Annotated in this window: 18 protein-coding genes; 7 read left to right on the top strand and 11 right to left on the bottom strand. The window is 72.6% G+C overall.

The window, feature by feature from the left end; all coding sequences use genetic code 11:
• Positions 1-91 precede the first annotated feature (91 nt).
• Together AB0F01_RS15320 and AB0F01_RS15325 are read left to right on the top strand one after the other, a co-directional pair.
• Positions 92-1156 (top strand): biotin/lipoate A/B protein ligase family protein, encoded by a 1065-nt coding sequence (locus AB0F01_RS15320; RefSeq protein WP_362094769.1) that lies wholly within the window; start codon positions 92-94, stop codon positions 1154-1156.
• 202 nt (positions 1157-1358) lie between these two features.
• Complete coding sequence (locus tag AB0F01_RS15325; RefSeq protein WP_362094772.1) at positions 1359-2033, top strand: hypothetical protein; 675 nt, start codon at positions 1359-1361, stop codon at positions 2031-2033.
• Positions 2034-2220: 187 nt separating this feature from the next.
• On the opposite strand, the gene AB0F01_RS15330 is transcribed toward AB0F01_RS15325, so the two are convergent.
• From AB0F01_RS15330 to AB0F01_RS15350, 5 genes are all read right to left on the bottom strand, one after another.
• The gene (locus AB0F01_RS15330; RefSeq protein WP_362094774.1) at positions 2221-3249 is read right to left on the bottom strand and encodes a TIGR03842 family LLM class F420-dependent oxidoreductase; all 1029 of its coding nucleotides are present in this window, start codon (positions 3247-3249) and stop codon (positions 2221-2223) included.
• A gap of 11 nt (positions 3250-3260) precedes the next feature.
• Positions 3261-4661 (bottom strand): dihydropyrimidinase, encoded by a 1401-nt coding sequence (gene hydA, locus AB0F01_RS15335; protein WP_362094777.1) that lies wholly within the window; start codon positions 4659-4661, stop codon positions 3261-3263.
• Positions 4662-4930: 269 nt separating this feature from the next.
• A complete protein-coding gene (locus tag AB0F01_RS15340) occupies positions 4931-6217 on the bottom strand; it encodes an aspartate aminotransferase family protein (protein ID WP_362094780.1) in 1287 nt (428 codons plus the stop codon).
• On the bottom strand, positions 6214-7056 hold the full coding sequence (locus AB0F01_RS15345) for a nitrilase-related carbon-nitrogen hydrolase (RefSeq protein ID WP_362094783.1): 843 nt from the start codon (positions 7054-7056) through the stop codon (positions 6214-6216). The genes AB0F01_RS15340 and AB0F01_RS15345 overlap by 4 nt, the downstream gene beginning before the upstream one ends.
• A gap of 631 nt (positions 7057-7687) precedes the next feature.
• A complete protein-coding gene (locus tag AB0F01_RS15350) occupies positions 7688-7948 on the bottom strand; it encodes a helix-turn-helix transcriptional regulator (protein WP_362094786.1) in 261 nt (86 codons plus the stop codon).
• Between the two features lie 33 nt (positions 7949-7981).
• Here AB0F01_RS15350 and map point away from each other — a divergent pair, with 33 nt between their 5' ends.
• Together map and AB0F01_RS15360 are read left to right on the top strand one after the other, a co-directional pair.
• The gene (gene map / locus AB0F01_RS15355; protein WP_362094789.1) at positions 7982-8749 is read left to right on the top strand and encodes a type I methionyl aminopeptidase; all 768 of its coding nucleotides are present in this window, start codon (positions 7982-7984) and stop codon (positions 8747-8749) included.
• A gap of 400 nt (positions 8750-9149) precedes the next feature.
• Complete coding sequence (locus AB0F01_RS15360) at positions 9150-11690, top strand: ATP-dependent Clp protease ATP-binding subunit (RefSeq protein ID WP_362094792.1); 2541 nt, start codon at positions 9150-9152, stop codon at positions 11688-11690.
• Between the two features lie 122 nt (positions 11691-11812).
• Here the strand turns inward: AB0F01_RS15360 and ggt are convergent, their stop codons facing one another.
• The gene (gene ggt, locus AB0F01_RS15365) at positions 11813-13621 is read right to left on the bottom strand and encodes a gamma-glutamyltransferase (protein ID WP_362094795.1); all 1809 of its coding nucleotides are present in this window, start codon (positions 13619-13621) and stop codon (positions 11813-11815) included.
• 239 nt (positions 13622-13860) lie between these two features.
• Between ggt and AB0F01_RS15370 the strand changes: the two genes are divergently transcribed.
• On the top strand, positions 13861-14622 hold the full coding sequence (locus tag AB0F01_RS15370) for a hypothetical protein (protein ID WP_362094798.1): 762 nt from the start codon (positions 13861-13863) through the stop codon (positions 14620-14622).
• A 114-nt stretch (positions 14623-14736) separates the two neighbouring features.
• The gene (locus AB0F01_RS15375) at positions 14737-16305 is read left to right on the top strand and encodes an alpha/beta fold hydrolase (protein WP_362094801.1); all 1569 of its coding nucleotides are present in this window, start codon (positions 14737-14739) and stop codon (positions 16303-16305) included.
• Positions 16306-16481: 176 nt separating this feature from the next.
• Here AB0F01_RS15375 and AB0F01_RS15380 read toward each other — a convergent pair whose 3' ends face one another.
• The 5 genes from AB0F01_RS15380 to pcaC form a co-directional block, all read right to left on the bottom strand.
• Positions 16482-17225 carry an amino acid ABC transporter ATP-binding protein gene (locus tag AB0F01_RS15380; RefSeq protein ID WP_362094804.1) on the bottom strand — a complete coding sequence of 248 codons (744 nt, stop codon included), beginning with the start codon at positions 17223-17225 and terminating at the stop codon, positions 16482-16484.
• 336 nt (positions 17226-17561) lie between these two features.
• Entirely contained in the window at positions 17562-17969 is a 408-nt protein-coding gene (locus tag AB0F01_RS15385; RefSeq protein WP_362094807.1) for a DUF6278 family protein, read from the bottom strand.
• Between the two features lie 172 nt (positions 17970-18141).
• A complete protein-coding gene (locus AB0F01_RS15390; protein WP_362094810.1) occupies positions 18142-18945 on the bottom strand; it encodes an exodeoxyribonuclease III in 804 nt (267 codons plus the stop codon).
• A 51-nt stretch (positions 18946-18996) separates the two neighbouring features.
• Entirely contained in the window at positions 18997-19632 is a 636-nt protein-coding gene (locus AB0F01_RS15395; RefSeq protein WP_362094813.1) for an MBL fold metallo-hydrolase, read from the bottom strand.
• A 284-nt stretch (positions 19633-19916) separates the two neighbouring features.
• A complete protein-coding gene (pcaC, locus tag AB0F01_RS15400) occupies positions 19917-21233 on the bottom strand; it encodes a 4-carboxymuconolactone decarboxylase (protein WP_362094816.1) in 1317 nt (438 codons plus the stop codon).
• Between the two features lie 326 nt (positions 21234-21559).
• On the opposite strand from pcaC, the gene AB0F01_RS15405 reads away from it, so the two are divergent.
• Complete coding sequence (locus tag AB0F01_RS15405; protein ID WP_362094818.1) at positions 21560-23857, top strand: excinuclease ABC subunit UvrA; 2298 nt, start codon at positions 21560-21562, stop codon at positions 23855-23857.
• Positions 23858-24293: the final 436 nt, after the last annotated feature.

Raw genomic sequence — 24293 nt, forward strand, 5'->3', positions numbered from 1 at the left:
GGACCGCCGGGAACAGCCCGTCCCCGTCCGGCGTTGACCTGGACGGCCGGGCCAGAGGGGCAGCGAGCGGCCGGAGGGAAGGACGTCGAACGTGCACGGTGAATACAAGGTCCCCGGCGGCAAGCTGGTCGTGGTGGACGTCGACGTGGCGGACGGGGTGCTGCGCCGGGTGCGCGTGGCGGGCGACTTCTTCCTGGAGCCGGACGAGGCCCTGGACGCCGTGAACAGCGCGCTGGAGGGCGCCCCGGCCGGGACGGACGCCGCCGGGCTGGCGGCACGGATCGACGCGGCGCTGCCCGCGGGGACCGTGATGTACGGGCTGACCTCGGAGGGCATCGGCATCGCCGTGCGCCGGGCGCTCGCGCACGCCACCGACTGGACCGACTACGACTGGCAGCTGATCCACGAGGCCCCGCAGGACCCCGCGCTGCACATGGCCCTGGACGAGGTGCTGACCGCCGAGGTCGCCGCGGGGAACCGTCCGCCGACGCTGCGGGTGTGGGAGTGGGGCCGCCCGGCGGTGATCATCGGCAGCTTCCAGTCCCTGCGCAACGAGGTGGACGCCGAGGGTGCGCGCCGCCACGGCATCGAGGTGGTCCGCCGGATCTCCGGCGGCGGCGCGATGTTCGTCGAACCCGGCAACACGATCACGTACTCCCTCTCGGTGCCCGAGTCGCTGGTGCAGGGGCTGTCCTTCCAGGACAGCTACGCCTACCTGGACGACTGGGTGGTGGGAGCTCTCGGTGACATGGGGATCCGGGCGTGGTACCAGCCGCTGAACGACATCGCGACCGACCAGGGCAAGATCGCCGGTGCCGCGCAGAAACGGCTGGTGGGGCCCGGCGGCGGTCCGGGCGCGGTGCTGCACCACGTGACGATGGCCTACGACATCGACGCGGACAAGATGACCGATGTGCTGCGCATCGGGAAGGAGAAGCTGTCCGACAAGGGCACCGGCAGTGCGAAGAAGCGGGTGGACCCGCTGCGCCGGCAGACCGGACTGCCCCGCGAGGCCGTCATCGAGCGGATGATCGACTCCTTCCGGGAGCGGTACGGTCTCGGAGCGGGCAAGGTGACCGACGAGGAGCTGTCCCGGGCCGCGGAGCTGGCGCGGACGAAGTTCTCCTCGCCGGAGTGGACCGCCCGGGTGCCCTGACCGGCCCGCGGGCGAGTGGCGGAGGCGGGAACCGGCCGTTCACGGGTCAAAGGGGATGCAACGGGGCACGGTTCGGTCCGTTGCTGTCACCGCTCCCCTACGGAACGAGTTCGCCCTTCCGCCCCACCGGGACTCGTGTGAGACTGGCCGTCCCGTCCGCAGTGCGGGCCCCTTCCGCACCGTCCCCCACGAGAAGTGCGCCGTGCGTTCCTTGCCTCTGCCGCTCGCCCTCACCGCACGTCTGTCCCCGGTGGTCGTCCTCGCCGCGGCCGGCTGGGCGTTGTCGTCCGGACCCCTGGCGGCACCGCAGGCTGCCGAGAACAAGCCGGTCGAAGAGACCCGGACCCAGAGCCGGTCCGAACCGGGCCCGTCGACGACCCAGGAGTCGAAGACGTACGAGAGCGCGCCCGCGCCCTGTGACGCCCTGGCGTCCAAGAGCATCAAGTCCCTCGTCCCGGGCGCCAAGACGGCCGGCAAGGAGATCGCCTCCACCGACTCCGAGCTGCGCCGCACCTGTTCGTGGAACGCGCTCAAGGGCTACGAGTACCGCTGGCTCGACGTGTCCTACGAGGTGCTGGCGTCCGACGAGGCGGCCGAGCGCAGTTACGCGGGCCGGGTGGACGACAAGAGCGGCGGCGGCGCCGTCCCCGGGCTCGGTGAGGAAGCTTACTCCGTGGTGAACCTGACCACCGAAAACAAGCAGGAGACGCGGGAGGGCGTGGTGCTGGCCCGCGCCTCCAACGCCCTGGTGATCGTGACGTACAACGGCAGTGACTTCGAGTCGAAGAAGGCGCCGAGCACGGACGAGATCAACAAGGGCGCCATCAAGGCCGCCAAGGAGGCGATGGCCGCCCTGCAGAAGGGCACCGGAGACTGATTCCGCCGGCCCGGGCCGGCCGGGCACCCGACCGTCCGTGCGGCGCCCGGTCGGCCCGTTGCCCCCGTCAGCCCGTCAGCCCGTCACCCTCGTCAGCCCGTCACCCTCGTCACCCTCGTCAGCCCGTCACCCTCGTCAGCGCCTCAGCTCTCCAGCCCTTCAGCCTTCAGCCTTCAGCCTTCAGCCTTCAGCCTTCAGCCTTCAGCGCCGGGATGATCCGTTCGCCGTAGGCGTCGATGACGGCCTCCTGCGCGTCGTGCATGTCGTAGACGGCGAACTGGTCGACACCGAGCGCGCGGAGGGCCTTCAGCTTCTCGATGTGCTTCTCGGGCGGGCCGATGAGGCAGAACCGGTCGACGATCTCGTCGGGCACGAACCGGGTGTCCGGGTTCCCGCTGCGCCCGTGGTGGGAGTAGTCGTAGCCCTGACGGGACGTGATGTAGTCGGTGAGTTCGTGCGGGACGACGCTGCCGTCGGCGCCGTACCTGGAGACCAGGTCGGCGACGTGGTTGCCGACCATGCCGCCGAACCAGCGGCACTGCTCGCGGGCGTGGGCGAGCGCCCCGGGCGAGTCGTCGGCGGTGACGTAGGCGGGGGCGGCCACGCAGACGGTGACCTCGGCGGGGTCGCGTCCGGCGGCGACGGCCGCGTCCTTGACGGCCTTCACCATGTACTCGGTGAGGTACAGGTCGGCGAGCTGGAGGATGAACCCGTCGGCCTCCTCGCCGGTCATCTTCAGCGCCTTCGGGCCGTAGGCGGCCATCCAGACCGGGAGGCGGGCGTCGGGGCCGATCCAGGGGAAGCGGACGACGGTGCCGCCGCCGAGGTCGGCCTCCCCGCCGCTCGCGAGGGCGCGGATCACCTTCATGGCGTCGCTGATGCGGGCCAGGGTGTTGGGGGCGCGGCCGGCGACCCGCATCGCGGAGTCGCCGCGGCCGATGCCGCAGACGGTGCGGTTGCCGAACATGTCGTTGAGGGTCGCGAAGGTGGAGGCGGTCACCTCCCAGGTGCGGGTGCCGGGGTTGGTGACCATCGGGCCGACCGTCAGGGTCGTGGTGTGCGCGAGGATCTGGCTGTGGATCACGAAGGGTTCCTGCCACAGCACGGCGGAGTCGAAGGTCCAGCCGTGGCTGAACCCGTTGCGCTCGGCGCGCTGCATCAGCTCGACGACCCGCGAGGCCGGCGGGTCGGTCTGCAGGACGAGTCCGAAGTCCATGCGCACCACTCCTAGGTGAGGTACTGGCAGGTGGAACGCGGGAGGTAGGCGCCGTGCCCGGCACGCCCGGTGTACTCCCGCTCGGTGATGACGGGCACTCCGCGGGAGAGGACGGTCTCCACGCGGCCGGTGATCCGCTTGCCCTCGTACGCCGAGTAGTCGACGTTCATGTGGTGCGTCTCGGCGGAGAGCACCTGCTCGGCCCGCGGGTCGTACAGGACGACGTCGGCGTCGGCGCCGGGGGCGATCGTGCCCTTCTTCGGGTAGAGGCCGAACATCCGGGCCGGGGTGGCGCAGGCGATCTCGATCCAGCGGCGGCGGGAGATGTGCCCGTCGACGACGGCCTGGTGCAGCAGGTCCATGCGGTTCTCCACGCCCGGCAGGCCGTTGGGGATCTTGGAGAAGTCGCCGCGGCCGAGTTCCTTCTGGCCCGTGAAGCAGAAGGGGCAGTGGTCGGTGGAGACCACCTGGAGGTCGTTGGTGCGCAGGCCCCGCCACAGGGCCGCCTGGTGCTCCCTGGGGCGCAGCGGTGTGCTGCACACGTACTTGGCGCCCTCGAAGTCCGGTTCGGCCAGGTTGTCGGTGGACAGGAACAGGTACTGCGGGCAGGTCTCGCCGAAGACGTTCAGGCCGTCGTCGCGGGCCCGGACGAGTTCGGCCACCGCCTCGGCCGCGGAGACGTGCACCACGTACAGCGGGGCGCCGGCGACCTGCGCGAGCCGGATGGCGCGGTGGGTGGCCTCGGCCTCCAGCAGCGCCTTGCGGACCTCGCCGTGGTAGCGCGGGTCGGTCTCGCCGCGGGCCAGGGCCTGCTCGACCAGGACGTCGATGGCGATGCCGTTCTCGGCGTGCATCATGATCAGGCCGCCGTTGTCGGCGGAGCGCTGCATGGCGCGCAGGATCTGGCCGTCGTCGCTGTAGAAGACGCCCGGGTAGGCCATGAACTGCTTGAAGCTGGTGACGCCCTCCCCCACCAGCAGATCCATCTCCTTGAGCGTCTCGTCGGTCACGTCGGAGACGATCATGTGGAAGCCGTAGTCGACGGCGCAGGTGCCCTCGGCCTTGGCGTGCCAGGCATCGAGTCCCTCGCGCAGGGGGCGGCCGACGCTCTGCACGGCGAAGTCGACGACGGTGGTGGTGCCGCCCCAAGCGGCGGCGCGGGTACCGGTCTCGAAGGTGTCGGAGGCGAAGGTGCCGCCGAACGGCAGTTCCATGTGGGTGTGGGCGTCGACCCCGCCCGGGAGGACGTACTTCCCGGTGGCGTCCAGGGTCCGGTCGGCGGTGAACGCCTCGGCGGCCGGGGTGCCCGAGGCGGCGAGGGCGGCGATGCGGCCGTCCTCGATCAGGACGTCGGCGTGGATCTCGTCGGAGGCGGTGATGACGAGTCCATCCCGGATGACGGTACGGCTCATGGGTGCACGCTCCGCTGGGTCGTGGTCGGACGGTGCGGTGCGCCGGGGGCGGCCCGGCGCGGTCCCCCGGGCCCGCGGGCGGGTGGTCCCGTCCGCCGGGTCGAGGAGGCTGGGAGGACGGTCAGGGCACGGTGAGCGGAAGGTGGGCGTCGGCGCGGTGGTCGCGTCGCGCCGCCGTCGGGGCGGGGGGCGGGGACGCGGAGCCGTGCGGGGTCACAGCGGGCTCCGCGCCGTCGGGGCGGGAGGCGGGGCCGCGGAGCCGTGCGGGGTCACAGCAGGCTCCGCAGGGCGTCCTCCAGGATCGCGGCGCCCTCCTCGGCCTCCGCCACGTTCAGGGACAGCGGCGGGGCGACGCGCAGGCAGCTCGTGTCGTGACCGCCCCCCTTGCCGATGAGCAGTCCGCCCGCCCGGGCCGCCTCCAGCACGGCGGACGCGGCTTCCGGGTCGGCGTGGTCGGTGCCGGGCCGGGTCAGCTCGATGCCGATCATCAGGCCGCGTCCGCGCACCTCCCGGACGTGCGGCACGTGGGCCGCGGCGGCCCGCAGCCGTTCGATGAGCAGTCCGCCGACCCGACGGGCGTTGCCCTGGAGGTCGTGTTCGAGGTGGTAGGTCAGGTTGGCGAGGCCGGCGGCCATGGTGATCTGGGTTCCGCCGAACGTCGAGATGCTGTTGGCGTCCAGGCAGTTCATGATCTCGGCGCGGGCGACGACACCGCCGATGGACATGCCGTTGCCGATGCCCTTGGCGAAGGTCAGCATGTCGGGCGGTCCGTTGCGGCCGTGGGCCTGCCAGCCCCAGAAGTGCTCCCCGGTGCGGCCCCAGCCGGTCTGCACCTCGTCGGAGATCCACAGGATGCCGTGCCGGTCCAGCACCTCGCGGAACGCCGCGTACAGCCCGTCGGGGGGTGAGGTGAAACCACCGACGCCCTGGATCGGTTCGGCGATCAGTGCGGCGGGCGGGCGGGTGTGGCCGAGGAGGTCCTTCAGGTCGTCGACGCAGGCGGCGACGAAGTCGTAGTCGTCGAGCGCCGCGAACGGCCCCCGGCCGCGGACGCCGCCGTGGACGTAGAGGGTCTGCAGCGGGGACATCGACGTCGGGGACCAGCCGCGGTTGCCGGTGATGCCGACGGCGCTGAAGGAACGGCCGTGGTAGCTGTTGCGCATCGCGAGAACCGTGTTGCTGCGCCGGTAGGTGGTGGCCAGCAGCAGGGCGGCGTCGTTGGCCTCGGTGCCGGAGGTCGTGAAGAACACCCGGGCGTTCGGGATGCCGCTCAACTTGGCGATGCGCTCGGCGAGTTCCACCATCGGCCGGTTGAGGTAGAGGGTGGAGGAGTGCACGATCCGCCCGGCCTGGTCGGCGACCGCCTTGGTCACCTCGGGCAGGGCGTGGGCGGTCATGGTGGTGAGGATGCCGCCGAAGAAGTCCAGGTAGCGGTTGCCGCGGGCGTCCCAGACGTGGCGTCCCTCGCCGTGGGTGATCTCCAGCGGCTCGTCGTAGTAGAGGGCCAGCCAGTCGGGGAGCACCGCCCGGTGGCGGCCCAGCAGGTCGTCGTTCACGGCAGCACCAGCCCCTCATAGGCGTCGGGGCGGCGGTCGCGGTAGAAGGCCCACTGCTGCCGCACCTCCTCGATGAGGTCGAAGTCCAGGTCCCGGACGACGAGTTCCTCCTCGCGGTCGCTGGCGACGTCCCCGACGAACTGGCCGCGCGGGTCGACGAAGTAGGAGGTGCCGTAGAAGTCGTTGTCCCCGTACTCCTCCTGGCCGACGCGGTTGATGGCGGCGACGAAGTACTCGTTGGCGACGGCGGCGGCCGGCTGCTCCAGCTGCCACAGGTGGGACGACAGCCCGCGGTGCGTGGCCGAGGGGTTGTAGACCAACTGTGCTCCGCCGAGTCCGAGTTGACGCCAGCCCTCGGGGAAGTGCCGGTCGTAGCAGATGTAGACGCCGACCTTGCCGACGGCGGTGTCGAAGACGGGCCAGCCGAGGTTGCCGGGCTTGAAGTAGAACTTCTCCCAGAAGCCCTTGACCTGCGGGATGTGGTGCTTGCGGTACTTGCCGAGGACGGTGCCGTCGGCGTCGATCACGGCGGCGGTGTTGTAGTAGAAGCCCGACTGCTCCACCTCGAACACCGGCACCACGATCACCATGCCGGTCTCCCGGGCCAGCTCCCGCATGCGGCGGGTGGTCGGCCCGTCGGGCACCGGCTCCGCCCAGCGGTAGTGCTCCGGATCCTGGACCTGGCAGAAGTAGGGGGCGTTGAAGACCTCCTGGAACCCGATGATCCGCGCGCCCCGCCGGGCCGCCTCCCGGGCGTGCTCCTCGTGTTTCGCCAGCATGGACTCGGTGTCGCCGGTCCAGGTCGCCTGGACCAGGGCGGCGCGTACGACGTTGGCCATGAGCTGCTCCTTCGACGCGGGGTCAGCGCCTCTACGCCCGTAGAAACGGTCGTAGAGGGACGAACGTAAGCCTCTCGGACGCCCTTGCCAAGACCATCGTCATACGGACCGGGGTGTCCCCGGCGTTTCGCACTCCGGTGGGTGAGCCGGAGAAGGGGGCCGGAGGGCGGGTGGGGACGGGGCGGGGGCACGGGGACGCCGGGACCGGCCGGGCGGCGAGGAACGCGGGAACGCAGGAGCACCGGTCCGGCGGCGGCCCCGGTGGCGCGGAGGGCGTGCGGGACGTCCGCGTAGCCTGCGTGCGGGACGTTCACGTGCCGTTCCCTGCGGGACGTTCACGTGCCGTTCCGTGCGGAACACCTGCGTCCCCTTCGCGCAGGGCGCCCCCGTGCTCGCGTCCGGGACACCTTGGGGCGGCGACCCGCAACAGCAGTCGGGCCGGTCGGCGCGGGCCGGGGGCACCGCTGTGGGCGGCCCGGCTCGCGGGCACACAGCACCCACGGCCGGACGCGAGGACCGGCGGCACAGCACCGGCCGCGCGGAACCCGAGGCTCCGGACCGGCGGGCGCGACACGGGAGGAGACACACAGGCGGCCGCGCGGCGGCGCGGCGGCTCGGCGGCGCCCGCGGGTCAGGCGGCCAGCGGCACTTCCGGCGGGCACCGCCTCAGCAGGTCGTCCAGCGACAGCCCCAGCTCCCCGGCCAGCGCGGCCACCGTGAAGAACGCCGGGGTGGGCGCCCGTCCGGTCTCGATCTTGCGGAGGGTCTCCGGCGAGATGCCGGCGCCGGCCGCCACCGCGGCCATGCTGCGGTCGCCCCGCGCCTCGCGGAGCAGCCCGCCGAGCCGCTCGCCGCGCCTGCGTTCTTCCGGAGTCAGAGGAGTGCGCACCATGGCGCCCATTCTAATACCGGTATAGTAATTGGAATGATCGAGCTCAAGACCCCGGCATCGATCGATGCCATGTATCGGACCGGCCAGGTCGTCGCGGGTGCGCTGACCGCCGTGCGCGAGACCGCGGACGTCGGTGTCTCCCTGCTGGAGCTGAACGAGGTCGCGCACGACGCGCTGCGGGCGGCGGGTGCCTCCTCCCCGTTCCTCGGCTACCGGCCGTCGTTCGCGCCGACCCCGTTCCCCGCCGTCCTGTGCACCTCGGTGAACGACGCGATCGTGCACGGGATCCCGACCGGCCACCGGCTGCGCGACGGCGACCTGGTGTCCGTGGACTTCGGCGCGCAGCTCGGCGGCTGGGCGGGCGACTCGGCGCTCAGCTTCGTGGTGGGCACCCCGCGCCCGGCGGACCTGCGACTGATCGAGACCGCCGAGCGGGCGCTCGCGGCCGGCATCGGGGCCGCCGTGGTCGGCAACCGCATCGGCGACATCGCGCACGCCATCGGCACCGTGTGCCGGGAGGCGGGCCTCGGCATCCCGCAGGACTTCGGCGGGCACGGCATCGGCCGCCGCATGCACGAGGACCCGTCGGTGCCGAACGAGGGGCCGCCGGGCCGGGGGCTGCGGCTGCGGGCCGGCCTGGTCCTCGCCATCGAACCGATGGTCATCGGCGGCGGCAGCGACGGGTACCACGCCGACCCCGACGGCTGGACGCTGCGCACCGACGACGGCTCGCGCGCGGCGCACGCGGAGCACACGGTGGCCGTCACGGAGGACGGCCCCCGGATCCTCACCGCCCGCTGACGGACCGCCGCGCGCCCGCCCGTGGCCTCCGCCGCGCGCCCGCCCGCGGCCTCCGCCGCACGCCCGCCCACGACCTCCGCCGCACGCCCGCTCGCGGCCTCCGCCGCACCCTTCCGGACCGTCCCGCGCCCCTGGGGCACCGCCCCGTCCGGCCCGGGGTGCCGCCCCCGGGCGATCGTGCGAAGGTGACGGGGTGGGCACCCTCGGGGTGCCCCAGGGACACGCGTGACACGCACGACCCGCACGACCCGCACGACCCGCACGACCCGCACGTGTGTAACCGGGAACCCGGCCGGGCACCCGCGTCCGGACCGGTACGTCGAGCAGTGAGCGCGCCCCGGGGTCCTCCGGTCCCGGCTCCGCCTGAGGGGGACCCCGCGAGGCGCCGGAACGGATCGCCATGACCAGCGGGTTCACAGGTCCGCAGGGCTACGGCTCGGACCCCTTCGGAGAATTCCTCGCACGCTTCTTCGGCGGGCCGCGCCCCCGGCAGATAGACATCGGGCGGCTGCTGAGCCGGCCGGCCCGGGAACTCGTGCGGGACGCGGCCCAGTACGCCGCCGAGCACGGCAGCCGGGACCTGGACACGCAGCACCTGCTGCGGGCCGCCCTCGCCAGTGAGCCGACCCGCGGCCTGCTGAGCAGGGCGGGCGCGGATCCCGACGCGCTGGCCTCGCAGATCGACGAGCGGTCGGGCCCCGCCCAGCACGCGCCCGACTCCGCTCCCCCGCCGACCTCCCTGTCCCTGACCCCGGCCGTCAAGCGCGCGCTGCTGGACGCGCACGAGATGGCACGGGCCGGCGGCGCGGGCTACATCGGCCCGGAGCACGTGCTCAGCGCACTGGCCGCGAACCCCGACTCGGCCGCGGGCCACATCCTCAGCGCGGCCCACTTCGCGCCGCCCCCGGCGCCCTCCGAGACGCCGGAGGGCCCGGCGCCGCGCGCCGAGCGGCCGCGTCCCGCCACCGGCACACCGACCCTGGACAAGTACGGGCGCGACCTGACGGAGCTGGCCCGCGAGGGCCGCGTCGACCCGGTGATCGGCCGGGAGGAGGAGATCGAGCAGACCGTCGAGGTGCTCTCCCGGCGCGGCAAGAACAACCCCGTGCTGATCGGGGACGCGGGCGTCGGCAAGACGGCCGTGGTCGAGGGGCTCGCCCTGCGCATCGCCGACGGTGACGTGCCCGACGTGCTCCTCGGACGGCGGGTGGTCGCCCTGGACCTGACGGCCGTGGTGGCCGGCACCCGCTACCGGGGCGACTTCGAGGAACGGATGACGGCCATCGTCGACGAGATCCGCGGCCACTCCGACCGGCTGATCGTCTTCATCGACGAGCTGCACACCGTCGTCGGCGCCGGGGGCGGCGGTGAGGGCGGGTCGATGGACGCCGGGAACATCCTCAAGCCGGCCCTGGCCCGGGGCGAGCTGCACGTGGTGGGCGCGACCACCCTGGAGGAGTACCGCAGGATCGAGAAGGACGCCGCGCTCGCCCGGCGCTTCCAGCCGATCCTGGTGCCGGAGCCCACCCCCGCGGACGCCATCGAGATCCTGCGCGGCCTGCGCGACCGGTACGAGGCCCACCACCAGGTGCGGTACACCGACGAGGCGCTGGTGTCGGCCGTGGAACTGTCCGACCGCTACATCAGCGACCGCCGCCTTCCCGACAAGGCCATCGACCTCATCGACCAGGCCGGCGCCCGGGTGCGGCTGCGGGCCCGGACCAAGGGCACCGACGTACGGGCCCTGGAGCGCGAGGCCGAGCAGCTGACCTACGACAAGGACCAGGCGGTCGCGGACGAGCAGTACGAGCGGGCCACCGAGCTGCGGGACCGGATCGCGCAGCTGAGGCGCCGCATCGAGGAGGCCGGGGGCGGCAGCGAGGTGGACGAGGGACAGGACCTGGCGGTGGACACCGAGGCGATCGCCGAGGTGGTGTCCCGGCAGACCGGTATCCCGGTCAGCCGGCTCACCGAGGAGGAGAAGTCCCGGCTGCTGGGCCTGGAGCAGAACCTGCACCAGCGGGTCGTCGGCCAGGACGAGGCCGTACGGGTCGTCTCGGACGCGGTGCTGCGCTCCCGGGCCGGGCTCGCCAGCCCGGACCGGCCGATCGGCAGCTTCCTCTTCCTCGGACCGACCGGTGTCGGCAAGACGGAACTGGCCCGCGCGCTCGCCGAGGCCCTGTTCGGCAGCGACGACCGGATGGTCCGGCTCGACATGAGCGAGTACCAGGAGCGGCACACGGTCAGCCGCCTGGTCGGCGCCCCGCCCGGGTACGTCGGCCACGAGGAGGCCGGCCAGCTGACCGAGGTGGTGCGGCGGCACCCGTACTCGCTGCTGCTGCTCGACGAGGTGGAGAAGGCCCACCCCGATGTCTTCAACATCCTGCTGCAGGTGCTCGACGACGGCCGGCTGACCGACGCGCAGGGCAGGACGGTCGACTTCACCAACACCGTCATCGTGATGACCAGCAACCTCGGCTCGGACGTGATCACCCGTCGGGGCGCCACCCTGGGGTTCGCGACCGGCGGCACGGAGGCGGACGAGGAGGCGCGGCGCGAACAGATCCTGCGACCGCTGCGGGACCACTTCCGCCCCGAGTTCCTCAACCGCATCGACGAGGTGGTGGTCTTCCGCCAGCTGACCCCCGAGGAGCTGCGCCGGATCACCGACCTGCTGCTGGAGGGGACGCGGCGCGGCCTCAAGGGGCAGGGCATCGGCGTGGAGTTCACCGAGGACGCCGTGGACTGGCTGGCCCGGCGCGGCTACCAGCCGGAGTACGGGGCCCGGCCGCTGCGCCGCACCATCCAGCGGGAGGTCGACAACGAGCTGTCCCGGCTGCTGCTGGACGGCACGCTCCGGGAGGGCGGCCGGGTCACCGTCGCGACGGAGGACGGGCGCCTCGCGTTCCGCGTGGCGCAGACGCCGCCCCCGGAACTCTGAGCGGGGCCGCCGGGGACCCGGCGCCGGGGTGGCGGACGGGGAGCCCGGCGCCGTCCGTTCGCGGCGGGCGGCGCCGGCCGGGTCCGCCGTGCCCCCTGCCTTGCCCGTCCTGGGCCCGGGTTTCAGCGGGCGGGGCGGACCACCCGCGCGGAGCCCCCGCCCCGCCGCTCGGGTTCGGCGGCGGCGAGCCACGCCCCTCCGGGCAGGCGTTGGACGGCCGTGACGGCGCCGATCTCGGGGTTCCGGGTGAAGGGGTGCCCGATCCTCTCCAGCCGCTGCCGGACGGGGTCGTCGTACAGGCCGGGTTCGAGGTCGGTCCGCGCGGTGTTGCGCTGGCTGGCGCGGGGCGCGGCGATGGCGTCGGCCAACGGCAGGCCGCGGTCGAGGAAGCCGGTGAGGGTCTGCAGCACCGTCGTGATGATGGTGGAGCCGCCGGGTGAGCCCAGCGCCACCACGGGCCGGTCGTGGCGGTCGAGCACGATCGTCGGGGCCATCGAGGACCGGGGCCGCTTTCCGGGACCGGGCAGGTTGGGGTCGTGGACGGCCGGGTTCGCGGGGGCGAAGGAGAAGTCGGTCAGCTCGTTGTTGAGCAGGAAGCCGCGTCCGGGCACGGTGATGCCGCTGCCGCCGGTCTGCTCGATGGTGAGGGTGTAGGCGACGACGTTGCCCCAGCGGTCGGCGGTGGTGAGGTGGGTGGTGCTCTCGCCCTCGTACGTCGTGGGGGCGGGCGTGCCGCGCGCGGCACAGGGCTCGGGGTCGCGCGGGTCGCCGGGGGCGAGCGGGCTGGTGAGGACCGCGTCGTCGCGGAGGAGGCAGGCCCGGCTGTCGGCGAACCGCTGGGAGAGCAGTTCCCGGGTCGGTACGTCCTCGAAGGCCGGGTCGCCGACCCAGCGTCCCCGGTCGGCGAAGGCGATCCGGCTCGCCTCGATCAGGCGGTGCAGGTAGCGGGTCTCGTCGGCCCGGGACAGGTCGGTCCGCTCCAGGATGTTCAGGGCCTCGCCGACGGTGGTGCCGCCGGAGGACGACGGGGCCATGGACTGCACGGAGAGGCCGCGGTAGGAGGTCTGGGTCGGCGGCCGGTGCAGGACGCGGTAGGCGGCGAGGTCCCGGGCGTTCAGGTCGCCGGGGCGTGCGTTCCAGCCGGAGGCGGGGTCCACGGGCGGCTTGGTGACGGTGGCGACGACGTCCCGGCCGATGGCGCCGCGGTAGAGGGCGTCGACGCCCTCGCGCCGCAGTTCGGCGTAGGTGCGGGCGAGGTCGGGATTGGTGAACGTGGAACCCACGACGGGGAGTTCGCCTCCGGGCAGGAACAGCTCGGCGGTGTCCGGGAAGTGGCGGAAGCGGGTCTCGTTGGCGGCGGTCTGGGAGCGGAAGGTGGCGTCGACGGTGAAGCCGTCGCGGGCCAGCCGCTCGGCGGGCTTCAGCACTGTCCCGAGCCCCTTGCGGCCCCACGCGTCGAGCGCCCGCTGCCAGGTGGCGGGGGTGCCCGGGGTGCCGACGGCGAGGCCGCTGCTGACGGCCTCGGCGAACGGGATCGGCTCGCCGTCCTCCAGGAACAGGTCCCGTCCCGCGGTGAGCGGCGCGGTCTCCCGGCCGTCGAGGGTGTGCACGGAGCGGGTGCGGGCGTCGTAGTACACGAAGTAGCCCCCGCCGCCGACGCCGGCCGAGTAGGGCTCGGTGACGCCGAGGGCGGCTGCCGTGGCGACGGCCGCGTCGACGGCGTTGCCGCCCTCGCGCAGGACCTCGATCCCGGCGGCGGAGGCGTCGGCGTCGACGCTGGAGACGGCGCCGCCGTGCCCGACGGCCACCGGGGCCTTGGCGGGCGGCGGGCCGGGGCGGTGGGGGCCGGCGGGCGGTGTGCCCGCTCCCACCGAGACCACGGCGGCCGAGACCGCGAGGACCGCCAGCTTCCGTGCGACGGGACGACGCATGCGCACCTCCGGTGAGGGACCGTTGGCGCAGCCTACGTCTTCGCCATGCTCCCGTCAGGAACGCCTCGCCGGGCGATCCCCGGACGGCCGACGGGAGGCCGAGGGATGTCCGACGGGTCTCCCCGGCGTCCGACGGGTCTCCCCGGCGTCGGCGGCGGGCTCCGGACCGGTGAGGCCAGGACCGGGCCGCCCCGGGGTGACGGACACCGGTGCGCCGGGGACCGCTAGCATGCGCGCCCATGACGGACGACATACGCAACGTGGTGCTGGGTGTGGTGATCGCCGCCGTGGCCGGCGCCGCGCTGGGCTGGACGGCCAGGACGTATCTGTACCGGCGCAGGCTCCGGCGCAAGCAGGTCTTCTTCGGGCTGCCGGAGAACGCCGAGTCCCTGCTCGTCGTCAACCGCGACCCGGCGACGGCGGAACCGGCGGTGCACCGCTTCGACGTGTTCTCCCTGCTCGAACTCTCCGCGCTGGTCAAGGAGTGCGGGGCGAACGTGCAGGTGGTCACCCAGGACACCGCGCACCAGGGTTTCGGCGAGCGCACGGAGTTCTGCGTCGGCGGCCCGGGGACGAACCGCCGGATGGTGGCCCACATGGCGGCCATGCTGCCCGGGGTGCGGGTGAACGTGGATCCCGAACCGGGCCCGGACCGGGGCGCGTTCCAGATCGGGGGTGAGCGCTACCGGATGGAGCCGGGGGTCACGGAGTACGTGCTGCTGGCCCGGCTGACGGCCGGGGACCGGCGGGAGGCCCGGCCGGTGTTCCTGTTCTGCGGCCAGCGGGCGATCACCAACCAGGCGGCCACCCGCTATCTCGCCCGGCACCACGAGCGGCTGGCCCGCAAGCACGGCACCGGCTCCTTCGTGCTGCTGCTGAAGGTGGTCAACTCCCAGGCGTACGGGCCGGACGTGGTCGAACTCGTCGGGGACGTGACGCGGGCGGCGCAGTCGCCGCTGCCGGTGCCCGCCGAACGCGGCGGGGCGCACCGGGCGCCCTGAGCCCTCCGCCGCTCAACATTCTTTACTGGCACGTAACTTACCGACGGGTTACCTCGGGTCGGCGCCCGAGGTTACCGTCTGGTCACTTTCCACTGACACGAGTGAGGAGTGACCGTGCGACGACCTCGCAGGGCCCTGCGCACCACCGCCCTGGGCGCCGCCTCGGCGACCCTGATCGCCGGGAGCGCCCTCACCACCGCACCCGCGGCCCACGCGGCGCCCGGTCCGGTCCGCTTCGTCGACATCACCGGGGACGGCGGCACCCTCCTCAAGGCCAACGTCGTCACCCCGGCCCGCGCGGAGGCCGGCCGCCGGTACCCGCTCGTCGTGCTGCCCACCAGCTGGGGTTTCCCCCAGGCCGAGTACCTGGCCCAGGCGCGGAGGCTCGCCGACTCCGGGTACGTGGTGGTGTCGTACAACGTGCGCGGCTTCTGGCAGTCCGGCGGGCAGATCGAGGTCGCCGGGCCGGCCGACACCGCCGACGCCTCCCGGGTGATCGACTGGGCCCTCGCGCACACGCCGGCGGACGGGGACCGCGTCGGCATGGCGGGCGTCTCCTACGGCGCCGGGATCAGCCTGCTGGCCGCCGCCCACGACCGGCGGGTCCGTGCCGTGGCGGCACTCAGCGGCTGGGCCGACCTGATCGAGTCGGTCTACTCCGAGCGGACCCAGCACGTGCAGGCCGCCGCCGTGCTGGACGGCGTAGGACGTCTGACCGGCCGCCCGAGCCCCGAGGTCCGCCGCGTCTTCGACGCCCTCTACGCCTCCGACCTCTCCCGGGAGCAGGAGATGATCGCCTGGGGGAAGGTCCGCTCCCCCGCGACGTACGTCGACCGGCTCAACGACAGCGGCGTGGCCGTCATGCTCGCGGGCGCCTGGGGCGACACCGTGTTCCCGCCCAACCAGTACGCCGACCTGTACGAGAAGCTGTCCGGCCCCAAGCGCCTCCAGCTGCGCCCCGGCGACCACGCCACCCCGGAGGTGACCGGCCTGCTCGGGCTGCCCAACGACGTGTGGCGCGACACCCGGCGCTGGTTCGACCACCACCTGCGCGGCGTCCCCAACGGGGTGGGCCGGGAACAGCCGGTCCTGCTGAAGTCCCGTACCTCCGGCGGCTACGAGACCTACCCGGACTGGAAGTCGGTGGCCGCCACCACCCGGAAGTTCGACCTGGCGGACTCCACCACCCTCCGCACGAACGTCAACTCCGGTGCGGACGGCGGCATCGTCTTCCTGTCGAGCATCCTGGACCAGGTGGCCCGGCTGCCCCCGATGGCGTGGGTGCCGCTGCTGCCCCGCCGCTGGGCGGCCGTGTGGCAGTCGGAGCGGTATCCGACGGCACGGAAGGTGCGCGGCACGCCGACGCTGCACACCACCCTCACCCCGACGGCCGGCAGCGGCACCTTCATCGCCTACCTGTACGACGTCGGGCCGCTCGGGGTCGGCCGGCTGGTCAGCAGCGCGCCGTACACCTTCCACGGCCGCACCCCCGGTCAGGCGTTCGGTGTCGACCTGGAGTTGTTCGCGACGGCCTACGACGTACCGGCCGGGCACCGGCTCGCCCTGGTCGTCGACACGGTCGATCCGCTCTACATCGAGCACAACCCGTCCGGCGCGCAGCTGACCTTCTCCTCGCCGGCCCACGACCCGTCGTACGTGTCGGTGCCGCTGGGCGAGCAGTGATCTCCGGCTGCGGCCGGACGGGACTGGCCGATGTGGCCGTCACCCACGGGCGGGGGGCGGTGGGCCCCTCCCTGCGGCGACGTCCCCGCTCCCGGTGCGAAGTCCCCTCCTCCACCGGGGCGGAGGAGCCATCGTAGTCGAGGTCCGGCCGGGCGGACGGCTCGGCGCCACCCCGCTCAGTGCTTGAGGATCTTGGAGAGGAAGTCCTTAGCCCGGTCGCTGCTCGGGCGGGCGAAGAAGTCGTCGGGCGTGCGGTCCTCGACGATCCGGCCGTCGGCCATGAACACGACGCGGTGGGCGGCCGAGCGGGCGAAGCCCATCTCGTGGGTGACGACGATCATCGTCATGCCGTCCGCGGCCAGGGCCTTCATGGCCTCCAGCACCTCCGTGATCATCTCCGGGTCCAGGGCGGAGGTCGGCTCGTCGAACAGCATCGCCTTCGGCTCCATCGCCAGCGCCCGCGCGATCGCCACCCGCTGCTGCTGCCCGCCGGAGAGCTGTGCCGGGTACTTGTCGGCCTGGTCGGCGACGCCCACCCGGTCGAGCAGCTCACGGGAACGGCGGTCCGCCTCCTCCTTCTTGCGGCCGCGGACCTTGATCTGGCCCAGCGAGACGTTCTGCAGGACCGTGCGGTGCGCGAAGAGGTTGAACGACTGGAAGACCATCCCGACATCGGCCCGCAGCCGCGCCAGCTCCTTCCCCTCGTCCGGCAGCGGCCGGCCGTCGAGCCGGATGGTGCCGGACTGGATGGTCTCCAGCCGGTTGATCGCCCGGCACAGGGTCGACTTCCCCGAGCCCGAGGGGCCGATGACGACGACCACCTCCCCCCGGTCCACGGTGAGATCGATGTCCTGCAGGACATGCAGGTCACCGAAGTACTTGTTGACGTTCTGCAGTTCGATCAGCGGATCGACGGCCATACCGCCCCTACTCGTTCTCAGCCGTGTGGTGCTGCCGCAACGTATCCAGGCAAGATCGCACGGAGGGCGCGACACGCACTTTCCTGCCAATAGCCGTATTTACCGCCCTTTGCTCCACAGCCTTTTACTTCATCGCCCTTTACTTCACCGCCCTTTGCTTCACCGCCCTCCACTGCGGGCCGGGCGGCCGTCCGCGCGGTCGCGTCACTCTCCTCGCCGCCGGCGGTCCCGCGACGGGCGGCCCTCCGTCCGACGGCCCGCGTCCGGGCGGGGCGCGGCGGACGGGACGGGCGGGGCACGGACGAACGGGCCGGGCGGTACTGGACGGTCAGGGTGTCACGCCTCGGCGACCTCGGCATAGAGCTGGGACAGTTCGGGGGCGCCGCTGGATGCCCACGCGTGCCCGGACTCCACGACGTCGAACTCGCGGCCGGAGGCGAGCCGTACGACGGGCTGCCCGTCGCCGCGGATCTCCCAGCGGGCACCCTCCACGGTCCGCACGATCACCGTGCCGAGGTAGAGACCGGCGTCGTTGCCCAGCCAGTTCAGGGTGTCCTCGTCGTCCCGCCAGCCCGGCACCAGTTGGTCCAGCGCCTCCAACGAGGCCGGGGAGTCGTCCAGTCGGACGCCGGACCGGGACGCCTGGGAGCGCAGCAGCTCGCACTCGGCCAGGGGTTCCGCGAGGCCCTCGGCGTCGGGGAACCCCGGCTTCCGGCGCCGGCTGCCCAGGAAGGGGATGTTCATCCCTCCAGCCTGGCACTCGCACCGCGTGGTGCACCACAGGGCGCGCGGGTTCGGGAGGGGTGGGCGACCTCCCGGCGTGACGGGCGGGGCCCGGCGAGGCGCGGCCACGGGACCGCCCCGGCGGGTGTGCGGGCCGGGGCGGCGGGAGCCGAGGCAGGGGGCGGGACGCGGCTCAGGCGTCCGGGGCGGTGTCCACGGCGACGTCCAGGTCGACGACGACCGGTGCGTGGTCGGAGGCGCCCTTGCCCTTGCGCTCCTCGCGGTCCACGTAGGAGTCGGTGACCGCCTTGGCGAACGCCTCGTTGCCGTAGACCAGGTCGATGCGCATGCCCCGGTTCTTCGGGAAGCACAACTGGCGGTAGTCCCAGTACGTGAACGGGTGGTCGTACTTCAGGGGGCGCGGCACCACGTCGGTCAGCCCGGCGCCGCGCAGGGACGCGAGGGCGGCCCGCTCGGCGGGGGTCACGTGGGTGGAGCCCTCGAACGCCGCCCGGTCGTAGACGTCGTCGTCGGTCGGCGCCACGTTGTAGTCGCCCATCACGGCGAACGGGCGGCTGCCCGCCGCGTCCCCCGCGACGGCGGCCCGCAGCGCCTCCAGCCACTGGAGCTTGTAGGCGTAGTGCGGGTGCTCCACCTCGCGGCCGTTGGGCACGTACACGGACCAGACGCGGACCGGCCCGCAGGTGGCGGAGATCGCCCGCGGTTCCACCGAGCCCTCGTACCCCGGGTCGCCGGGGAGGCCCTTGACGACGTCCTCGAGGCCGACGCGGGAGAGCACCGCCACGCCGTTCCACCGGCCGGTGGCGTGCACCGCCGCCTCGTACCCCAGCTCGCGCAGGGGCTCCACGGGGAACTGCTCCTCGGCGACCTTGGCCTCCTGGAGGCACAGCACGTCCGTGCCGCTGCTCTCCAGCCAGGCCAGGAGCCTCGGCAGGCGGGCGGTGATCGAGTTCACGTTCCAGGTCGCGATGCGCATGCCCCCCAACCTACCCGGCACCTGTGACAACCCGGATCCGCCGCCGCTCGCTCACAGCTCGACCGACGCGCGGGGCTCCAGCCGCAGGTGATCGGTGCCTCCGAGGGCGCCGATCTGCCGGTCGTAGATCGGGCGGGCGAGGTCGGTGAGCAGGGCGTCGTGGATGTCGTAGGCGCGCTCGGGGCGCACCTCCCGGACGTAGTCGATGACCTCGGCGATCTTGTTCCAGGGGGCCATGACCGGGAGCATCAGCGTCTCCACGGGGCGGCCGGGGACGGTCAGGGCGTCGCCGGGGTGGAAGACCGCGCCGCCGTCGACGAGGTAGCCGACGTTGGTGATGCGCGGGATGTCCGGGTGGATCACGGCGTGCAGCTCGCCGTGCACCTCGACGTCGAAGCCGGCGGCCGTGAAGGTGTCACCGTGCCCGACGGTGTGCACACGCCCGGGGAAGGCCGCGGTGAGCTGCTCGGCGACCGCCCTCAGGGTCCAGATCTCGGTCGCCGGGTCGGCCTCCAGGGCCGCCCGCAGCCGTCCCTCGTCGAAGTGGTCGGGGTGCTCGTGCGTGACCAGCACGGCCTCCGCGCCGACGGCGGCGTCCGGCTCGGTGAACCCGCCGGGGTCGATGACCAGGGCACGGCCGTCCCGTTCCAGGCGGACGCAGGAGTGCGACATCTTGGTGAGCTTCATGTCTCCATCCTGCCCCCGCGGCGGCGAGCCCGGCCGGGAGGACAGGCCGGGGCGAGGGGCGGACGGGCCAGGGCGAGCGGTCGGTGCCGGTCGGTGCCGGCCGAGGGTAGGGGGTGCTGCCGCCGGGCGGGCGAGGGCTCCCTGCGACCGGGCGGGGCGACGCGTCCACGCGGCTGCTCCTCCCCGGGCCGCCGTGCGGGGCACCGCCGGCCGCCGGGCCCGGATCCGTGCCTCCCGCTCGCTCCTTGCTCCCCCTGCTCATTCCTGCGGTGTGGTCTCCTCGCTCACTCCTGAGGTGTGGTCTCCTCCCGGATGACCTGCTGGGCCACGCGGAAGGCGCTGCCCGCGGCCGGGACGCCGCAGTACACGGCCGCCTGGAGCAGGACTTCCTTGATCTCCTCCGGAGTCAGGCCGTTGCGCAGGGCCGCCCGGGTGTGGGAGGCCAGCTCCTCCAGGTGGCCGCCGGCGACCAGGGCGGTCAGCGTGACACAGCTGCGGGTGCGCCGGTCCAGGCCGGGCCGGTCCCAGACACCGCCCCAGGCGTAGCGGGTCACGAACTCCTGGAAGTCGGCCGAGAAGTCGTCGGCCTGCGCCAGCACGCGGTCGACGTGCGCGTCCCCCAGCACGTCCCGGCGCACCTTCATCCCCGCGTCGTACGCGTCGGTGACGCCATGGGCGGGCTGCTGGGGGCCGACGGCCGGGGCGATCTCGGCGACAGGCGCGGCGGGCGCCGGATGCGGAACGGCCGCCGGGGCGGGGGCCGGGCGGGGGACGGCGCCGGTGGGCAGGGCGACCTGCCCGGTGCTGCTGTCGAAGGCCGGCTGCCAGGCGGTCGAGAAGTGCCGCACCAGCAGATCGGTCACGGCGGCGGGCTGCTCGACCGGCACCAGGTGGGAGGCGCCGGGGACGACGGCGAGCCGGGCGTCCGGGATCCCGGCGACCAGGTTGCGCGCCTCGGCCGGCCCGGTGATCTGGTCCTCCGAGCCGACCAGGACGAGCGTGGGCACACCGATGCTGCCGAGTCCGGCCCGCACGTCGAAGGAGGCGAGGGCCTCGCAGGCCGCGATGTAGCAGCCGGGGTCGGTCGTGCGCACCATCTGCACGGCCCACTCGGTGATGGCGGGCTGCGCCGCCGCGAACCCGCCGGTGAACCAGCGCTCGGGCGCACTGCGCGCCATCGGGTCCAGCCCGTTGGTGCGCACGATCACTCCCCGCCGCCGGAACTCGTCGGCCGAACCGAAGCGCGGTGAGGCCGCGATCAGCGCGAGGGAGGCGAGGCGTTCGGGGTGGCGCAACGCCAACTCGATGCCCACCGCGCCGCCGAGCGCGCACCCGGCGTACCCGAACCGCTGCACCCCGAGCCCTTCGAGCGTGGCCAGCAGCCGGGTCGCGAGCTCGCCCACGGAGTCCGCCGGCCGGGCGGGAGCCCCGCCGTGCCCGGGCAGATCGAACCGGAACACGCGCCACTGCTGTGCCAGTTCGGGCACCTGGCGGTCCCACATGTGCCACGTCGTGCCCAGGGACGGTCCGAGGATCAGGACCGGGGCGTCTTCCGGCCCGTCACAGCGGTATTGCAGGGTGTTCGGTGGTGTCTCGCTCACGCACCAGACCTTCTCACGTCTCACGCCATCTCACGCAGCCCGGGGGAAGCCGGCTGGTCAATGCGTCCGTGGTCGATCCTGCCGGACAATGCCGACGGCCTCACGGATCAAGACCGACCCGCGGCGGACGTCGATCGACACGTGAGCCCTGACCCGGAACGCGCCGCGCATTCCGGTGGCGTCCCCGGCCCTGCGTCACGGAACACAGCCGGTCCGCTGCCCCATCGCGCCGTCCGGGACGGGCTGCGTCGATATTGCGGCCGGGATCTGTCCTCAATCGCCGCTAGCGTGAGAAGCCGCTCGCTTCCGTCGATGTGAGGACGCTCATGCAGCAGAAGGCTATTCAGATCATCGGTGCCCGTGAGAACAACCTCAAGGGCATCTCCGTGGAGGTGCCGAAACACATGGTCACCGTCTTCACGGGGGTATCGGGATCCGGGAAGTCGTCCTTGGTGTTCGACACCATCGCGGCGGAATCCCAGCGGCAGCTCAACGAGACGTTCACCGCGTTCGTGCGCAACCGCCTGCCCAAATACGGCCAGCCCGACGTGGACGACATCGCGAACCTCTCGACTGCGGTGATCATCGATCAGAAGCGGATCGGGGGGAACGCGCGGTCCACCGTCGGGACGATCACCGACATCTACGCGTTGCTCCGGCTGCTCTATTCCCGGGTGGGCAAACCCTGGATCGGCTATTCGAACGCCTTCTCGTTCAATGACCCCTCCGGAATGTGCCCCGATTGCGAGGGCCTCGGCCACCGGGTGCAGGTCGACCTCGACAAGCTGCTCGACAAGTCCAAGTCGCTGAACGAGGGCGCCATCCGGCACCCCGCCTTCAATGTGGGGGGCTGGTTCTGGAAGCTGTACGCCAATTCCGGCCTTTTCGACAACGACAAGAAGCTCCGTGACTACACCGAGAGCGAGTGGCAGGCGTTCCTGTACGGGACCCAGGGGTCGATCGCTCTGGAGTGGCAGGGCGGCAAGATCAACTCCAAGTACGAAGGGCTGATGGACAAGTTCAACCGGCTCTACCTGCGCAAGGAGCCGGACGAGATGAGCGCCAAGAACCGGGGGGCACTGGAGCGGGTCGTCACCCGGGGGCCCTGCGACACCTGCCAGGGTCAGCGGCTCAGCCGGCAGGCGCTCGGGTGCCGCATCAACGGCCGGAACATCGCCGAACTCGCCGCCCTGGAGATCACCGACTTGATGGACGCCGTCACGAAGGTCGACGCGTCCTCCGTCTCCACCCTGACGGCCAGTCTGATCGAGCGGCTCCAGCACCTCGTCGAACTGGGGCTGGGATACCTCAGCCTCAACCGCGAGACGTCCACGCTCTCCGGCGGCGAGTCGCAGCGCATCAAGATGGTGCGGCACCTCAACAGTTCGCTCGTCGACATGGTCTACATCTTCGACGAGCCCACGATCGGCCTGCACCCCAGCGACGTCCAGCGGCTCAGCCGGCTCCTGATGGAACTGGCCGGGAAGGGCAACACGGTGCTGGTGGTCGAGCACGACCGCGACATCATCGAGATGGCCGAACACGTCATCGACATCGGGCCCGGGGCCGGGCGCCACGGAGGCGAGATCGTCTACCAGGGCGACGTCCGGGGCCTCACCGAGGCGGACACGCCGACGGGACGGTTCCTCCGCAGGATCACCCCGATCAAGGACCGGTTCCGCGAGGCCAGGGGGCACCTGGAGGTGACGGGAGCCCGGGCCCACAACCTCAAGGACATCAGCGTACGGATTCCGCTCGGCGTACTGACCGCCGTCACCGGGCCGGCCGGCTCCGGCAAGAGCACACTCATTCACGACGTGCTGTTGCGGCAACACCCCTCGGCGGTCGTCATCGACCAGTCCGCGGTCACCACCAATCGGCGTTCGAACCCGGCGACCTACACCGGCATCATGGACGAGATCCGCAGGCTGTTCGCCCGCGAGAACCAGGTCAGCCCCTCACTGTTCAGCTTCAACTCCGAGGGCGCCTGCCCCACCTGCCAGGGACACGGCATCATCTACACCGACCTCGCCTTCATGGATCCGATGATCACGACCTGCGAGGTGTGCGCGGGGATGCGTTTCACCGAAGACGTCCTGCGTCTGACCCTGCGCGGGCAGAACATCCACGACGTGCTGTCGATGAGTGCCGCCGAGGCGGCCGAGTTCTTCACCGAACCCAGGGTTGCCACGACCCTCCGTTCCATCAACCGGGTCGGCCTCGGCTATCTCCAGCTCGGCCAGCCGCTGAACACGCTCTCCGGCGGAGAGTGCCAGCGCATCAAGCTCGCCACGGAGCTCGGTAAGAAGGGCAGCGTCTACGTCATGGACGAGCCCACCACCGGGCTCCACATGTCCGACGTCGACAGCCTCGTCCACCTGGTCGACGGCCTGGTCGAGAAGGGGAACTCGGTCATCGTCATCGAGCACAATCTCGACGTCGTCAAGCACGCGGACTGGGTCGTCGACCTCGGTCCCGGGGGCGGCAGCGAGGGCGGCCGGGTGATCTTCGAGGGCACCCCCGCCGACCTGGCGAAGGCCGAGCACTCGGTCACGGGTCGGTTCCTCGCCGCGTCCTTGGCCGACGCCAGTTCCGGGACGACCGTTCATCGCGCCCGGCGCTGATCCTTGCCCCGAGGGCCCAGCGGCGTCCCGTACGTGCCCGTCCAGGAACGCCGCGGCCCCGGGACCAAAGGTCACCGGACAGGGCTCAGCGCCGGACACGCTGCCCGGCCGACACACGGTGCCGGGCCGTCAGCTGTTCCAGCGTCGGCACCACCGCACCGGGTGCCGGGGTCCGCAGCATCTCCGCGCGGATCCGCGCGGCGCTCTGCCGGAAGGACGGCGCACGGTCGGGACCGGACGTCCAGCCCGTGCGTGGAGCCCCCGGAGGTGATGATTCCCTCATGGATCGGCGGTCGCCGACGGCCCGACATCGCCTCCGGGCCGAGTCTCGGTGACGACTCGGCGGACATCGCGACGCGCCCGGACCACGCCGAGGGGACGGGCTGTGCCTGCGCGCCACCGTGCGCAGGCGCCGAGCCGAGCATGCACCGCATCA

This window comes from Streptomyces sp. NPDC029526 (genome assembly GCF_040637405.1).
GTDB lineage: Bacteria > Actinomycetota > Actinomycetes > Streptomycetales > Streptomycetaceae > Streptomyces.

Bases quoted from the DNA above. Each gene is read 5' to 3' on its own strand.
- AB0F01_RS15330 (WP_362094774.1), bottom strand. From the start codon at position 3,249: ATGGACTTCGGACTCGTCCTGCAGACCGACCCGCCGGCCTCGCGGGTC.
- hydA (WP_362094777.1), bottom strand. From the start codon at position 4,661: ATGAGCCGTACCGTCATCCGGGATGGACTCGTCATCACCGCCTCCGAC.
- AB0F01_RS15345 (WP_362094783.1), bottom strand. From the start codon at position 7,056: ATGGCCAACGTCGTACGCGCCGCCCTGGTCCAGGCGACCTGGACCGGC.
- AB0F01_RS15350 (WP_362094786.1), bottom strand. From the start codon at position 7,948: ATGGTGCGCACTCCTCTGACTCCGGAAGAACGCAGGCGCGGCGAGCGG.
- map (WP_362094789.1), top strand. From the start codon at position 7,982: ATGATCGAGCTCAAGACCCCGGCATCGATCGATGCCATGTATCGGACC.
- AB0F01_RS15360 (WP_362094792.1), top strand. From the start codon at position 9,150: ATGACCAGCGGGTTCACAGGTCCGCAGGGCTACGGCTCGGACCCCTTC.
- ggt (WP_362094795.1), bottom strand. From the start codon at position 13,621: ATGCGTCGTCCCGTCGCACGGAAGCTGGCGGTCCTCGCGGTCTCGGCC.
- AB0F01_RS15370 (WP_362094798.1), top strand. From the start codon at position 13,861: ATGACGGACGACATACGCAACGTGGTGCTGGGTGTGGTGATCGCCGCC.
- AB0F01_RS15380 (WP_362094804.1), bottom strand. From the start codon at position 17,225: ATGGCCGTCGATCCGCTGATCGAACTGCAGAACGTCAACAAGTACTTC.
- AB0F01_RS15385 (WP_362094807.1), bottom strand. From the start codon at position 17,969: ATGAACATCCCCTTCCTGGGCAGCCGGCGCCGGAAGCCGGGGTTCCCC.
- AB0F01_RS15390 (WP_362094810.1), bottom strand. From the start codon at position 18,945: ATGCGCATCGCGACCTGGAACGTGAACTCGATCACCGCCCGCCTGCCG.
- AB0F01_RS15395 (WP_362094813.1), bottom strand. From the start codon at position 19,632: ATGAAGCTCACCAAGATGTCGCACTCCTGCGTCCGCCTGGAACGGGAC.
- AB0F01_RS15405 (WP_362094818.1), top strand. From the start codon at position 21,560: ATGCAGCAGAAGGCTATTCAGATCATCGGTGCCCGTGAGAACAACCTC.